The following is a 14,448-nucleotide window of genomic DNA, read 5'->3' as shown; positions in this document are numbered from 1 at the left end:
GTTTCTGATGGGTTTCAGGCAGCGACGGGGCCGGCCAGCAAGGCCTTGAGCGAAGCTTCGGCCGAAGGTTCGCGTTCGGAGCGTTCGATGAAACCGCCGCCGAAGACACGGGCGTCGTCGCCGGGCGCCGAATAAAGCGCGCAGGCCTGGCCGGGCGCGATACCCGCCTCGCCGACGGTCAGATCGACATAGGTGCCGGTGGCATCAACATGCAGTACGGCAGGCGCCGGTGCCCGCGTCGAACGGACCTTGGCGAAGCAGGCAAAACCGCAGCCGGAAGCGGCCTCCGCGAGCGGAACGTCGCCCAGCCAATTGACATCGCGCAGATAGACGCGGTGCGTTTCCAGCGCTTCCTTCGGCCCGACGATGACGCGGCGTGAGCGGGCATCGAGATAGACGACATAAAGCGGTTCGCCCGTGGCGATGCCGATGCCGCGGCGCTGGCCGATGGTGAAGTGCAGGATGCCTTCATGGCTTCCCAATACGCGGCCGTCGAGATGGACGATCTCGCCGGCGAGCGCCGCATTCGGCTTCAGCTTGGTGATGATGTCGGAATATTTGCCCTGCGGCACGAAGCAGATGTCCTGGCTGTCGGCCTTCTTCGCGACAACGAGCCCCATCTCTTCGGCGAGCCTGCGTGTTTCGGCCTTCGGCAGGCCGCCCAGCGGAAAGCGCAGATAATCGATCTGTTCCTGCGTGGTGGCGAAGAGAAAATAGCTCTGGTCACGGTCGGCGTCGGCCGGCCGGAAAAGCGCGCGGCGGCCGGGCTTCTCATCCGAAGGGTTCGGTCGCGAGCGGATATAATGACCCGTCGCCAGCGCATCGGCGCCGAGCTCCTTGGCGGTCGCCAAGAGATCGGCAAACTTGACGGTCTGGTTGCAGGAAACACAAGGGATCGGTGTTTCGCCCGCCACGTAGCTTTCGGCGAAAGGATTGATCACCGTCTCGCGAAAACGCTTTTCATAATCGAGTACGTAATGCGGAATGCCCAGCGTTTCGCAGACGCGGCGGGCGTCGTCGATGTCCTGGCCGGCGCAGCAGGAGCCGGCGCGGTGAACAGCGGCGCCATGATCGTAAAGCTGCAGGGTGATGCCGAGCACGTCGTAACCCTGCTGTTTGAGAAGGCCGGCCACGACGGAGGAATCGACGCCGCCCGACATGGCGACGACGACGCGGGTCTCTTCCGGCTTCTTGTCAAAATCCAGTGTGTTCAACGGCGGTGCCAAATTCTGCGCGCTCATAACCCGCCCTTGCGCTGCAATTGCGGCGGATTGCTGATCTCAGGCGGGATCGGCCGCCTTTTTCGGTAGGTGACCGATATAGAAAGGATTGTATCGCGACGCAAGGGGCGGCGGCGGACAGCTCGCAATCGCGTGAGAAAGCAAGCGCGGCTGAAGCCACGCCTTGGAAGCGGGGGGGTACTGCTCAGGCGCCGATCAGCTTGTTGCAGGCGAATGCGATGCCTGGATTGGCGATGACGACAGCCGCCAGCGCCAGTCCGATTATCGAGAATGAATAGTGTTTCATGTCATCCTCCTTCAGCCCATGCGAATTACGCAGCTCCCGGCCGCCATTCTCAAAATAACGAATGCCTGACCGGCACAACTGCAAACAGTGAAAAAAATAATTTCGCCCTATGGAACTATTCTGCCGGATACGCGTTGCCGAAGATCAATGTCGCAATCGAATGCTGCGGAGGGTTTCATGGCCAGGTTCGGCACGACGACGGATTACACCAGGATCAGAGACTGGATCGAAGCGCGCGGCGGCCATCCCGCCCGCATAAAGGACGCGCGTGACAGCGAAACCGTCCGCGTCGATTTCTCCTCCGAGCCACTGGAAGAGATTTCCTGGGACGAGTTCTTCCAGGGTTTCGACGGCAGCAGGCTCGCCTTCCTCCACCGTACGAAGGCGCAGGACGAAGCCGCCCGTCTCGGCAGGATCGTCCGGCGGCGTCGGCACCGTTGAAACCTGTTCCTGACGCAGCAAAGCCCGGTGCCGTTTCCTGCGCCGGGCTCTTGTTTTCCTTGGAGGAAGGAAACTCAGTCGATATTGAAGGTCAGCAGCTTTGCCTGGCGGATCGCCTGGTGCGCCGTCAACTGCGTGAGCACGCCATCATCCACCTCGCCGTCGACATAGAGCAGCGCAATTGCGTCGCCACCCTGCTTGTCGCGGCCGAGCTGGAAGTTGGCGATATTGACACCGGCAGTGCCGAGCGTCGTGCCGATGAAGCCAATCATGCCGGGGACGTCGGTATTGGTGATGTAGATCATGTGCGAACCGACATCGGCATCAAGGTTGATGCCCTTGATCTGAATGAAGCGCGGCTTGCCATCCGAAAACACCGTGCCGGCGACGGAGCGCGTCATGCTTTCGGTCGTCACCGTCAGCTTGATATAGCCATCGAAGACGCCCGTCTTGTCGCGCTTGACCTCGGAAAGCACGATGCCCTTTTCCTTGATCATGATCGGCGCGGAAACCATGTTGACGTCGGCGACCTGCGAGCGGATCAGGCCCGCAAGAACCGCGCTCGTCAGCGCCCGTGTGTTCATATTGGCGGTCACACCATCATAGAGGATTTCGATTTCCTTGATCGGCTCCTCGGTGACCTGCCCGACAAAGGCGCCGAGAACGTCGGCAAGACGGATGAAGGGCTTCAGGATCGGCGCTTCCTCAGCCGTGATCGACGGCATGTTGATGGCGTTGGAGACCGCGCCGTTGACAAGGTAGTCCGACATTTGTTCGGCAACCTGCAGCGCGACATTTTCCTGCGCCTCGGTCGTCGAAGCGCCGAGATGCGGCGTGCAAACGACGTTCGGCAGACCGAAGAGCGGGCTTTCCTTGGCGGGCTCGACTTCGAAGACGTCGAAGGCGGCACCGGCGACGTGGCCGGACTTGATGGCTTCGGCAAGTGCCGCTTCATCGACCAGGCCACCGCGGGCGCAATTGATGATGCGCACGCCGGGCTTCGTCTTTGCCAGCGCTTCCTTGTTGAGGATGCCGCGCGTCTTGTCGGTCATCGGCACGTGCAGTGTGATGAAATCGGCGCGGGCGAAAAGCTCGTCGAGCTCGACTTTGGTGACGCCCATCTCCTCCGCGCGCTCCTTGGAAAGGAACGGATCATAGGCGACGACATGCATCTTCAGACCGATGGCGCGGGAGCAGACGATCGAGCCGATATTGCCGGCGCCGATGACGCCGAGCGTCTTGCCGGTGATCTCGACGCCCATGAATTTCGACTTCTCCCATTTGCCAGCCTGCGTCGAGGCATCGGCGGCCGGAAGCTGGCGGGCGACGGCGAGCATCAGGGCGATGGCGTGTTCGGCGGTCGTGATCGAATTGCCGAAAGGCGTGTTCATGACGATGATGCCGCGGCGCGAGGCGGCCGGGATATCGACATTGTCGACGCCGATGCCGGCGCGGCCGACAACCTTGAGGTTCTTCGCCCCTTCGATGATCTTTTCCGTCACCTTGGTGGCTGAGCGGATGGCCAGACCATCATATTTGCCGATGACTGCGAGCAAACGGTCCTTGTCCTTGCCGAGCTGCGGTTCGAAATCGACTTCGACGCCGCGGTCGCGGAAGATCTGGACGGCGGTTTCCGACAATTCGTCGGATACGAGAACGCGAGGTGCCATTGTGGCCTCCTTCAAAAGTGTTCAGCGATGAATGAAAATGGAATGCTGGGCTCCGCCGGACGTGGCGAAGCCGGACGCGATCACGTCAGGCGGCGGCCTGAGCAAGCTGCGCCTTCTGCGTTTCGAAGGCCCAGGAAAGCCAGGGCATCAGCTTCTGCATGTCGGACGCCTCGATCGTGGCGCCGGCCCAGATGCGCAGGCCCGACGGCGCGTCGCGGTAATGACCGATGTCATAGGCGACACCTTCCTTTTCCAGGAGGCCGACGAGGCCTTTGGCGAAATTCGCCTGGCCGTCGTCATCGAGCGCCGTGATGTCCTTGTCGACGATCTTCAGGCAGACGGAGGTGTTGGAGGCCGTTTCCGCCTTGACGGCGAGATTGGCGATCCAGTCGTTTGCCGCGACGAAATCGTGGATGACCTTGGCATTGGCATCGGCACGAGCGATCAGGCTCTGAAGACCGCCGAGCTCCTTGGCCCAAAGCAACGCATCGATATAGTCCTCGACGCAGAGCATCGACGGCGTGTTGATCGTCTCGCCCTGGAAGATGCCTTCCGTCAGCTTGCCGCCCGAGGTCATGCGGAAGATCTTCGGCAGCGGCCAGACCGGCGTGTAGGTGGTGAGACGCTCGACGGCACGCGGCGAGAGAATGATGACACCGTGGGCCCCTTCGCCGCCCAGCACCTTCTGCCAGGAGAAGGTGACGACGTCGAGCTTGGCGAAATCGAGCTCCTGGGCAAAAGCGGCCGAGGTGGCGTCGCAGATCGTCAGACCCTTGCGGTCGGCAGGAATGAAATCGGCATTCGGGACGCGCACGCCCGAGGTCGTGCCGTTCCAGGTGAAGACGACGTCGCGGTCGAAATCGACGGCGGAAAGATCGGGAAGCTCGCCGTAACCCGCTTCGAGCTTGCGCACATCCTTGAGCTTCAGCTGCTTGACCACATCGGTTACCCAGCCGGCGCCGAAGCTTTCCCAGGCGAGCATGTCGACGCCGCGTTCGCCGAGCAGCGACCAGAGCGCCATTTCGACGGCGCCGGTGTCGGAGGCCGGAACGATGCCGATGCGGTAATCCGCCGGCACTTCGAGAATTTCACGGGTAAGGTCGATGGCCTGCTTGAGCTTGGCCTTGCCGACCTTCGCACGATGCGAACGGCCGAGGGCCGCGTCGGAAAGGGCTTCGAGCGACCAACCGGGGCGCTTCGAGCAGGGGCCAGAAGAAAAATGGGTATTGTGCGGACGGATGTCCGGCTTTGCGGTCTTCGCCATGATGCTATCCTCTCAGATAGAAAGCCCTTCGTTGGGGAAGGGTGTCCCGCCGCCGTGTGTATGGATCGGAAGCTTCATAGTCAAGATCGAAGTGTCGCAAGCTGTAGATATTTTGACGCAGGCAGGGTGGCGAAAAATGAAAAAGCCGCCCGGAGCGGGGGCGGCTTCTGATGCGATGGCTTGAGAGGCTTACTTGTAGACCGGCTGCTGCAGCGGGATTGCCGGCGGCTCGTAGGCGACCGGCTGAGCGCATCCGCCAAAGAGGTAGCGGCCACCGACGCGGACTTCATGGGCGCTGAGGCCCCTGTCGCGGCCCGGACCGCCATTTTCGGCATAGCCGAACATGTTGCCGCCATCGATATGCAGGTATCGGTAGCCGACATCGGCCTTGAAGTTGCAGGTGACGTCGACCGAGGCGCCGGCCATGAGGGCGTAGGTGAAGCGCCAGTTGCCCTTGCCGCCGTGGGTGACCTCGTCGTCGCAGAAGCTGCCGTCATCGGCGCAGGCGACATTGCGCAGGTTTTTCCACTTGACGTAGGAGCCGCCGATACCGGCGCCGACATACGGCGTCACATAGCCGTAGGTGCCGAGATCGACATAGGCGTTGGCCAGCAGCGTATAGGCGGTCAGCGAAGAGCGGTCGCGCGAGGTGCAATCCACCAGCGGGAAGCCGCACTGCCCGGATGTCGAGCCATTGAAATCCGCCTGGGTGAGATAGTCGAAGGTCAGATCGGTGCGCAGATAGCTGTTGATCTGATAACCGACACCGCCGCCAACCGTCCATGCGTCGTCGACATCGGCGTCGTCGAAATCGACCTCCGTGGCGTTGCTGCCTTGGAAATAGCGCGCGCCGCGCAGATCGGTGAAGGCATAACCGACGTCGCCGCGCAGATACCAGCCGGTCGCTTCGGCAACCGCCACCTCCGGCGGCTGTTCAGGGATGGGTTCGGCAGGGGCGAGATCCGCGGAATAGGCGTTTGTCGCTATCAACAATGCTGCGAGGATGCCGGACAAGCTTCTCTTCATGGATTTCACTCCAAAATCCCGTTGCGTCGGCAGGCTCAGTCGCTGCCAATCTGATACGCTTGGCATGGATAATGAATTGAAAACGTTAAAAGCTGCTTAACCACGCTTATTTACTTTGATTTCAAGCATCGAAGTCGCATGAAACAGAAGATCGACTGCGTCGGAAAATGGTTTGAGCAGAGATACATGCCGCCGACGTGCACAACAAAAAAGCCGGCGCTCACGCACCGGCCTTTTGATTATCTGTTCACACAGAGTGTCAGGCAGCGGTCCGGACATTCGAGATCATCCCGATCAGCTCGTTGACGATGCGCTCGATCTGAGTGCGGTCGTCGCCCTCGGCCATGACGCGGATCAACGGCTCGGTGCCCGAAGGCCGGATGACGAGGCGGCCGTTTCTGGCGAGCTCGGCTTCGGCATCGGCAATCGCCTTCTGTACCTGAATATCCTCCAGCGGCTTGCCGCCGCTGATGCGGACATTGCGCAGGAGCTGCGGCACCGGCTCGAAGCGCCGGCAGACTTCGCTGACGGTGCGGCCGGTGCGCTTGACCGCGGCAAGGATCTGCAGCGCTGCGACCAGACCGTCGCCTGTCGTACCGTAATCCGAAAGCACGATGTGTCCCGATTGCTCGCCGCCGACATTGTAATTGTGCTGGCGCATATGCTCGACAACGTAGCGGTCGCCGACCTTTGTGCGGGCAAGCGCCATGCCGCGTTCGTCGAGGAAACGCTCGAGGCCGAGATTGGACATGACAGTGGCGACGATACCGTTGCCGCGCAGCTGCTGGCTCTCGGCCCAGCTCTCGGCGATGACGGCCATCAGCTGGTCGCCGTCAACGATCGAACCGTTCTCGTCGATAATGATGACGCGGTCCGCGTCGCCGTCGAGCGCGATACCGATATCGGCGCGAACCTCATCGACTTTCTTCTGCAATGCGACGGGACTGGTGGAACCGCAATTGAGATTGATATTGGTGCCGTTCGGTTCGTTGCCGATGGTAACGACATCGGCGCCGAGCTCCCAGAGCACGGCGGGCGCCACCTTGTAGGCAGCACCATTGGCGCAATCGATCGCGACCCTCAGCCCTTGCAGCGTCACGTCGCGCGGCAGTGTGCGCTTGGCATGTTCGATATAACGATCATGCACGCCGTCGACGCGTTTGGCGCGGCCGATATCGTCGGACTTGGCAAGCTGCGCGTTCAGATCCTTTTCGAGCAGGTCCTCGATCTCGGCCTCGATGTCGTCCGAAAGCTTGTAGCCGTCGGGGCCGAACAGTTTGATGCCGTTATCTTCATAAGGATTGTGCGAAGCGGAGATCATCACGCCGATATCGCAGCGCAGCGAACGCGTCAGCATGGCGACGGCAGGCGTCGGAATCGGGCCGAGAATGAAGGCGTCGAGGCCCGCAGCCGTGAAGCCTGCCACCATGGCGTTCTCAAGCATATAGCCGGAAAGGCGCGTATCCTTGCCGATGACAACGCGATGACGGTGGTTGCCCCGGCGGAAGATCGTGCCGGCGGCGATGCCGACCCGCATGGCGAGATCCGGCGTCATCGGGAAGACGTTGGATTGACCGCGAATACCGTCCGTACCGAAATAGCGTCTTTTCATCTGCACTCCTGCGCTTTGGCGCGCCATTCCAGGCAGCGCATCGTTCCAAGCAAATCCGGCTTCAGTGGATTGTCGTCAGTCCAGGAGCGTGATTCATGCTTGCTTCTCTTCAGCGGAATGCCACAAATTGCGGCAATCGGCACGTAAATTAGCGAGAAAAATGATTATATCCCGTTACCAATAAAAAAGGCCGGATCTCCCATAGCGGAAATCCGGCCTGTTTTCGAGATGCTGTCACAGCTTCAATGCGGCTGCGGTTCGAGACCGGCTTCGGGCTCATCACCCTTGGTGGCAGGCCGCACGCCGGCCTTCGGAACCGCCGATCCACGGCTCGGCGGCGAATCGTCGCCGAGATCGCGGGAGGGCTTCTCACCGCGGATCAGCGCCTTGATCTCATCACCGGTCAAGGTCTCGTATTCGAGCAGACCTTCGGCAAGGGCGACGAATTCGTCGTGCTTTTCCGTCAGGATCGTTCGGGCCTGCGAATAGGCTTCGTCGATCAGGCGGCGCACTTCGTTGTCGATCTTCTGCGCGGTCGCCTCTGAAACATTCTTCGACTGCGAAACCGAGTGACCGAGGAAGACTTCCTGCTGATTCTCGCCATAAGCGACCTGACCGAGCTGATCGGAGAAGCCCCACTGCGTGACCATGGCGCGGGCAAGCTTGGTGGCCTGCTCGATGTCTGAAGACGCGCCTGAAGTGATGTTCTCCTTGCCGAAGGTGAGTTCCTCGGCGACACGGCCGCCCATCATGATGCAGAGGCGCGAGACCATCCATTTGTAGCTCATCGAGTAGCGATCGCCCTCGGGAAGCTGCATGACCATGCCGAGCGCACGGCCGCGCGGAATGATCGTCGCCTTGTGCAGCGGATCGGCAACAGCGACGTTAAGCGCGGTGATGGCGTGGCCGGCCTCGTGGTAGGCGGTGAGCTTCTTCTCCGCTTCGGTCATTGCCGAGGAACGGCGCTCGGCGCCCATCATGATCTTGTCCTTGGCGTCCTCGAACTCCTGCATGGTGACGACACGCTTGTTGCGGCGGGCAGCCATGAGGGCGGCTTCATTGACGAGGTTCATCAGATCGGCACCGGAGAAACCGGGCGTGCCGCGGGCAAGAACCTTGAGATCGACATTCGGCGCCAGCGGAACGTTGCGGGCATGCACTTTGAGGATGCGCTCCCGGCCGACGATGTCGGGGTTCGGCACCACGACCTGGCGGTCGAAACGGCCGGGACGCAGCAGCGCCGGGTCGAGGACGTCGGGGCGGTTGGTGGCGGCAATCAGGATCACGCCTTCATTCGCCTCGAAACCATCCATCTCGACCAGCAACTGGTTCAGCGTCTGCTCGCGTTCGTCGTTGCCACCGCCGAGACCGGCGCCGCGATGGCGGCCGACGGCATCGATTTCGTCGATGAAGATGATGCAGGGCGCATTCTTCTTCGCCTGCTCGAACATGTCGCGCACGCGGCTTGCACCGACGCCGACGAACATTTCGACGAAGTCGGAACCCGAAATGGTGAAGAAGGGCACGTTGGCTTCGCCGGCGACAGAGCGGGCGAGCAGCGTCTTACCGGTGCCCGGAGGGCCGACCAGCAGCACACCGCGCGGGATCTTGCCACCGAGACGCTGGAACTTCTGCGGATCACGCAGGAATTCAACGATTTCCTCGAGATCCTGCTTGGCCTCGTCGACGCCGGCGACGTCTTCAAAGGTCACCCGGCCATGCGCTTCCGTCAGCAGCTTGGCCTTGGACTTGCCGAAACCCATCGCGCCGCGGGAGCCGCCCTGCATCTGTCGCATGAAAAACAGCCAGACGCCGAGAATGAGAAGCATCGGCAACAGCGTGCCGAGATAGCTCAAAAAACCCGAAGAACCATCCGTTTCTGGACGGGCGGAAACCAGCACATTCTTCTGCTGCAGGCGATCAAGCAGGCTGTCGTCGATGACAGGCGAATAGGTCTGGAAGGTGGAGCCATTTTCAACATAGCTTCCCGAGACACGGTTGCCCGTGACCACGACTTCCTTCACACGGCCCGCATCAACCTCACGCAGAAACTGCGAATAAGGGATATCGCGGGAACCCGTCTGCGCCGGCGCCGTCTGAAACATGCTGAAAAGGGCGATCAGCAGAAGCGCGATGATCGCCCACAATGCGAAATTACGTAAGTTAGGGTTCATTGAACTCCCCAGCACTGCAACAGCCGCCTCATGGCGACCGTCTTAATTAGGTTCTAACATAGGGTTGCGCCGCGCTATTGCCAAGGCAATCCCCCAAGTCAGATGGTTTTTCCGTCAATACTTCTTAAAGGCAGCCCCGCATAGGGCGCCATCGCGAAAACCGCCGAAAGCCTGTCGGCAAAGATGAAATCAAATCGTGTCAAAAAGCGGTCGAAGGGTGCGAAATAGGGCGTCAATTCAACCATTGAAGCGGATTCTGGAGATAAATAGGCTCCATCTGAGGATAAGGCGGGCGCCGACTCGATTACGCGTTTCCATGCGGATTTGGGAAGCCCCCTGTCCCGCCCTCCCTCATTCCTGTGCCCGTCACAGGATTCCAGCGCGTCCAAGTCCTTGGGCGCAGAAGACTTGTTACGCATCGATGAGTCATTCGCCGCGCCGACCCGCGGCGGCTGGATTCCTGTGACGGGCACAGGAATGAGGGCGGAGCGCGTGGCCTGAGCTTCCACCCTCATGGTCGTTCGTAGCCGGTTTTCAACACGGAACCTCCCATCCCAAACCCCAGCCTCCCCCGGCCGCAACACCAGCGGCATTATCCCCCGGTTCTCCCGCGCCAGATAAAGCCCATCGCACCTGAGATCGAACACCACTCGGCCGGTGGTCATCCGTCCCGGCTCGCTGCCGGCGGCGAATGCGAGAACACGGTCCATCTGCACCCTGCCCGGCGCGAATGGCTGCCCGCCGAACACGGCTGTCAGGCGGCCGAGCGTATAGTCGAGGACCGCATGGTCCTGCCGCAACCCGTCGGGCATTACCTGCCCAAGCACGCCGCCGTGAAGCTGGAAATGACAATCCAGCCACTCGGCGGCTCGAGACGACAGGGCCAGCCTTTCTTCCCAGACTGCGCGAATATCCGTCTCCGCCGCAGGACCGGCAGACAGCTGCCGGCGCATCCGCACACGCTCGTACTTGGTATCCTCATTGCTCGGATCGTCGATCCACCGCACGCCCCGCGCCCGCAGGAAAGCGCGTATATCCGCCCGCGCGACAAAAAGAAGCGGCCGCAGGATCCAGAGGCGCCGGTCGAAGAGCACGGCGTCGGCGATACCGCTCGAAAGTTGCTCTGTTCGCATCCCGCGCATCCGCAGCGTTTCACGCTGGTCGTCCAGCGTATGGCCGGTGACGATAAGATTGGCGCCGAACGCTTCCGCTGCCTCGGCCAGAAGGCTGTAACGGGCTTCGCGGGCCGCAGCCATGATGCCGGTTTTCGGCTTTTCGCCTTGCCATGTCGAGATAATATGGGGAATGCCGAGGGATGCACAGAGGGCTGCGACCTCTCGCGCCTCGTCTGCGGAGCCGGCGCGTAGCGCGTGGTCGACCGTCGCGGCACAAAGGGAAATTTCAAGATGGGGCGCGGCCTTCACGGCTTCATCGAGGAGGAGAAGCAGGCCGCTGGAATCGCTGCCGCCCGAGATCGCGACGAGAATACGCGCAGGACTTCGAAGCGATGCGAGAAACTGAAGGATTGCCTCTCGAGGCGATGCGGCTTCCGGAGACATTCCGGAAGACCTCAGCAGGCGAGGCGTTTCTGTTCGCTCGCAACCTTGCTTATGACGGCGCGTGACGCCTTGGGATAACGCTTCGAGACTTCGCGCAGGGTCGCGCAGGCCGTCTCTTTATTGTCGAGGGCCGCAAGCGACATGCCGAGCTTCAGCAGCATTTCCGGCGCTTTTTCCGAGCTACCGTATTTCTGATGCGCGTTGAGGAAAGTCTTGGCCGCCTCGTTGTATTTGCCCTGTGAATAAAGCGCCTCGCCGAGCCAGAAATTGGCGTCCGCCGCCCGCGCACTGCTCGGGTAACGGGCGATGTACTGGTTGAATTCCTGCTCGGCCGTGCCGTAATCGCCTGACAATACGTGGCCGTAGGCTGACTTGTACTGATCCGCCTCGTTGCCGAGCGAGGCCGTCTGCTGCGGCGTCCCGCTATTGGCATTGGGAATCGGGGCGGAACCGATAGTGGCGTTTTCGTCGACGCTTCCGCCGATCGCGTTGCCGTTCTGATCGAAGTCGATCGAGCCGAGCTGCTTCGGAGGCTGGCCGAGGCCGGTATTACTGGGCACATCGGTGGAGGGAGCCGTTTCGGCCCCCTGCGGTGCTTGGATCACCCTGGCGACGTCGTCGCTCCCGGACGCTGCCGGAGCGACATCGGTCTCGCTCTTTTTGACCGGAGCCTTGGCGCCACCGCCGCCGCTACCGGTTTTTTCGAGCTGCTGGAAGCGGAATTCATTGTCTTCCTGCTGCTTGCGGATCGTCTCCTGCATCTGCAGGAGCTGAAAGCTCATCTCCTCGATTCGGCCGTTCAGCTGCCGCATTTGCTCTTCGAGCTGCTGCACACGGATTTCCGCGTCCCCGCTCTGCACCCTGACGACGGGAGGGGCCGGCTGCTGTTCCGCGGATCGGCCGCCAAGATGCAGCCCGAAGAACGAGGCCGAGTAAGCCGCTCGTTCGCTCCCGGTCATAGCCGCCAGGCACAGCATGCCTGCCACGACAAGTTTCTTCATATGTATCGTCCTGTCCCAGTGATTCTTCGCGCCGTGAGGCACGAACAGGAGATTTTTCCAATTGCTGTCAAAAAGCAACGGAGTCTGGCCAAAGTGTGGTCAAAAAGAAAAGGCGGCCCCGGATGGGACCGCCTCCGTAAAACCAATTATAACTGGAAATTACATGCCGGCGCCGCCGAGCACGGTGACCGCGCGGCGGTTCTGCGACCAGCAGGAAATATCGTCGCAGACGGCGACCGGCCGTTCCTTGCCGTAGGAGATCGTCTTCATGCGCTGCGCCGGAACGCCGCGCGAAGCGAGGTAGTCCTTGGTGGCAGCAGCGCGACGGGCGCCAAGGGCGAGGTTATATTCGCGGGTGCCGCGTTCGTCGGCATGGCCTTCAACGGTGATCTGGTAGTTCGGATAACGGCCGAGCCACTGTGCCTGACGGTCGAGCGTCTGAGCGGCATCGGCGCGAATCGACGTGGAGTCGGTATCGAAAAAGATGCGGTCACCGACATTGACCGTGAAGTCCTGGGTCGAGCCCGGCGTCGCGGCGCCTGCGCCGAGACCCATGTCGCCGGCGCTGTTCGGCATGCCGCCGTTCTTCTTGTTCGCGCAGCTTGCAAGCGCGAGACCGGCGACAAGCGCGATCATGACGGGGTTGCGGGCAAAATTCTGCATACGGCTCATTGCCGGGGTATGAATTCGGCTCATGGCCGGTCTCCTTGCGAGTTCATCAGGGTTTCCGGACAGTAACCGCACTCGGTTAACCGCCCCTCAAAGATTATGGTTAACAATTTACTGATTTGTCCCGTGTCGCCCGGTTTCCACGACTTTGAGGCGACATAAAGGCATTGATGCACTCGCTACTCCAGCAGCGGCGACCATGCCGGGTCGGAAGCATAGCTCGGCGTCTTCACCAGCTGCTCGTTATAACCGGTCAGATCAATCGAATAGAGTTGCGGGCCACCCGCGCCTGCCGCCTGGCGGAAGAACATCAGCACACGGCCGTTCGGCGCCCAGGTCGGGCCTTCATTGTGGAAGCCGGACGTCAGGATGCGCTCGCCCGAGCCATCCGGCTTCATCACGCCGATCGAGAACTTGCCGCCGGACTGTTTGGTGAAGGCGATGAGATCCCCGCGCGGCGACCAAACCGGCGTCGAATAGGAGCCGTCCCCGAAGGAAATACGGGTTTGGCCCGAGCCATCGGCGTTCATCACATAGATCTGCGGCTTGCCGCCTCGGTCGCTTTCGAAGCTGATGCGTGCACCGTCAGGCGAATAGGAGGGCGAGGTATCGATCGCCGCCGTCGAGGTCAGCCGCGTCGTCGTGCGCGAGCGCAGGTCCATCGTATAGATGTTGGAATTGCCTTCCTGCTGGAGGCTCATGATCACCTTCTGGCCATCAGGCGAAAAACGCGGCGAGAAGGTCATGCCGGGAAAGTTGCCAACGACTTCACGCTGCCCGGTTTCGAGCTGCAGCAGGTAGACGCGCGGCTGCTGGTTGGCGAAGGACATGTAGGTGACTTCCTGCCGGCTCGGCGAGAAGCGCGGCGTCAACACGAGATCGCTGCCGTCGGTCAGCGTCCGCACGTTGAAACCGTCCTGGTCCATGATCGCCAGCTGGCGCTTGCGCTGCTGCTTGGTGCCGGATTCGGAGACGAAGACGACGCGGGTGTCGAAATAGCCTTCCTCGCCGGTGATCTGCTTGTAGATCGCGTCGGCGATGATGTGGGCCACACGGCGCCAATTCTCCGGCTGCGTATAGAACTGCTGCCCGGTCATCTGCTGCCCGGCAAACGTATCCCAGAGACGGAATTCGGCACGAAGGCGGCCATCCGCTTCCTGGGTGACGCGGCCGGTCACCAAAGCCTGAGCATTAATGACCTTCCAGTCTTCGAAGCGAGGCGCCGCGTCCGGATTGGAGATTTTCTCGATGAAGGCCGTCTTGTTGATCGGTGCAAACAGACCGGATCGCTGCAGGTCGGCAGCAATAACCTGCGAAACCTGCGCGCCCATATCACCTTGCAGGAAGTCCGTCACCGCGATCGGCAGCGGCTGAATATTACCTTTGTTGATATTGAGCTCGACAAGAGCGTTGGCCGGAGTCGTAAAGGCTGCGGCCCCGACTAGACCGGCGACGACCATCAGGGCGCGGATGAGGGAACACTTGACCATGTCAAACAAGCCTTT

At 61.2% G+C, this 14,448-nt stretch carries 11 protein-coding genes; 1 reads left to right on the top strand and 10 read right to left on the bottom strand.

Annotated features, from left to right (window positions below; translation table 11 throughout):
• Positions 1-14 precede the first annotated feature (14 nt).
• Positions 15-1,214, bottom strand: a complete 1,200-nt coding sequence (gene mnmA, locus J7U39_RS01510; protein ID WP_210631563.1) for a tRNA 2-thiouridine(34) synthase MnmA — start codon at positions 1,212-1,214, stop codon at positions 15-17.
• 490 nt (positions 1,215-1,704) lie between these two features.
• On the opposite strand from mnmA, the gene J7U39_RS01505 reads away from it, so the two are divergent.
• Positions 1,705-1,968 carry a hypothetical protein gene (locus J7U39_RS01505; protein ID WP_210629949.1) on the top strand — a complete coding sequence of 88 codons (264 nt, stop codon included), beginning with the start codon at positions 1,705-1,707 and terminating at the stop codon, positions 1,966-1,968.
• A 74-nt stretch (positions 1,969-2,042) separates the two neighbouring features.
• On the opposite strand, the gene serA is transcribed toward J7U39_RS01505, so the two are convergent.
• The 9 genes from serA to tolB all read right to left on the bottom strand — a co-directional run bounded on the left by serA (position 2,043) and on the right by tolB (position 14,433).
• Entirely contained in the window at positions 2,043-3,638 is a 1,596-nt protein-coding gene (gene serA / locus J7U39_RS01500; protein ID WP_210629948.1) for a phosphoglycerate dehydrogenase, read from the bottom strand.
• A gap of 85 nt (positions 3,639-3,723) precedes the next feature.
• The gene (locus tag J7U39_RS01495) at positions 3,724-4,902 is read right to left on the bottom strand and encodes a phosphoserine transaminase (RefSeq protein WP_210629947.1); all 1,179 of its coding nucleotides are present in this window, start codon (positions 4,900-4,902) and stop codon (positions 3,724-3,726) included.
• 189 nt (positions 4,903-5,091) lie between these two features.
• On the bottom strand, positions 5,092-5,928 hold the full coding sequence (locus tag J7U39_RS01490) for an outer membrane protein (protein WP_210629946.1): 837 nt from the start codon (positions 5,926-5,928) through the stop codon (positions 5,092-5,094).
• A gap of 259 nt (positions 5,929-6,187) precedes the next feature.
• On the bottom strand, positions 6,188-7,540 hold the full coding sequence (gene glmM, locus J7U39_RS01485; RefSeq protein ID WP_210629945.1) for a phosphoglucosamine mutase: 1,353 nt from the start codon (positions 7,538-7,540) through the stop codon (positions 6,188-6,190).
• Positions 7,541-7,782: 242 nt separating this feature from the next.
• Positions 7,783-9,714, bottom strand: a complete 1,932-nt coding sequence (gene ftsH / locus J7U39_RS01480; protein ID WP_210629944.1) for an ATP-dependent zinc metalloprotease FtsH — start codon at positions 9,712-9,714, stop codon at positions 7,783-7,785.
• A 98-nt stretch (positions 9,715-9,812) separates the two neighbouring features.
• Positions 9,813-11,273 carry a tRNA lysidine(34) synthetase TilS gene (tilS, locus tag J7U39_RS01475; protein WP_210629943.1) on the bottom strand — a complete coding sequence of 487 codons (1,461 nt, stop codon included), beginning with the start codon at positions 11,271-11,273 and terminating at the stop codon, positions 9,813-9,815.
• Positions 11,274-11,284: 11 nt separating this feature from the next.
• On the bottom strand, positions 11,285-12,274 hold the full coding sequence (gene ybgF / locus J7U39_RS01470) for a tol-pal system protein YbgF (protein ID WP_210629942.1): 990 nt from the start codon (positions 12,272-12,274) through the stop codon (positions 11,285-11,287).
• A 159-nt stretch (positions 12,275-12,433) separates the two neighbouring features.
• A complete protein-coding gene (gene pal, locus J7U39_RS01465; protein ID WP_210629941.1) occupies positions 12,434-12,970 on the bottom strand; it encodes a peptidoglycan-associated lipoprotein Pal in 537 nt (178 codons plus the stop codon).
• Positions 12,971-13,122: 152 nt separating this feature from the next.
• On the bottom strand, positions 13,123-14,433 hold the full coding sequence (gene tolB, locus J7U39_RS01460; RefSeq protein WP_210629940.1) for a Tol-Pal system beta propeller repeat protein TolB: 1,311 nt from the start codon (positions 14,431-14,433) through the stop codon (positions 13,123-13,125).
• Between the last annotated feature and the right edge of the window lie 15 nt (positions 14,434-14,448).

The organism is Rhizobium sp. NLR16a (genome assembly GCF_017948245.1).
In the GTDB taxonomy this organism is placed as follows: Bacteria; Pseudomonadota; Alphaproteobacteria; order Rhizobiales; family Rhizobiaceae; genus Rhizobium.
This window is presented reverse-complemented; position numbering and strand designations above follow the sequence as displayed.

Bases quoted from the DNA above. Each gene is read 5' to 3' on its own strand.
- J7U39_RS01505 (WP_210629949.1), top strand. From the start codon at position 1,705: ATGGCCAGGTTCGGCACGACGACGGATTACACCAGGATCAGAGACTGG.
- serA (WP_210629948.1), bottom strand. From the start codon at position 3,638: ATGGCACCTCGCGTTCTCGTATCCGACGAATTGTCGGAAACCGCCGTC.
- J7U39_RS01495 (WP_210629947.1), bottom strand. From the start codon at position 4,902: ATGGCGAAGACCGCAAAGCCGGACATCCGTCCGCACAATACCCATTTT.
- J7U39_RS01490 (WP_210629946.1), bottom strand. From the start codon at position 5,928: ATGAAGAGAAGCTTGTCCGGCATCCTCGCAGCATTGTTGATAGCGACA.
- glmM (WP_210629945.1), bottom strand. From the start codon at position 7,540: ATGAAAAGACGCTATTTCGGTACGGACGGTATTCGCGGTCAATCCAAC.
- ftsH (WP_210629944.1), bottom strand. From the start codon at position 9,714: ATGAACCCTAACTTACGTAATTTCGCATTGTGGGCGATCATCGCGCTT.
- tilS (WP_210629943.1), bottom strand. From the start codon at position 11,273: ATGTCTCCGGAAGCCGCATCGCCTCGAGAGGCAATCCTTCAGTTTCTC.
- ybgF (WP_210629942.1), bottom strand. From the start codon at position 12,274: ATGAAGAAACTTGTCGTGGCAGGCATGCTGTGCCTGGCGGCTATGACC.
- pal (WP_210629941.1), bottom strand. From the start codon at position 12,970: ATGAGCCGAATTCATACCCCGGCAATGAGCCGTATGCAGAATTTTGCC.
- tolB (WP_210629940.1), bottom strand. From the start codon at position 14,433: ATGGTCAAGTGTTCCCTCATCCGCGCCCTGATGGTCGTCGCCGGTCTA.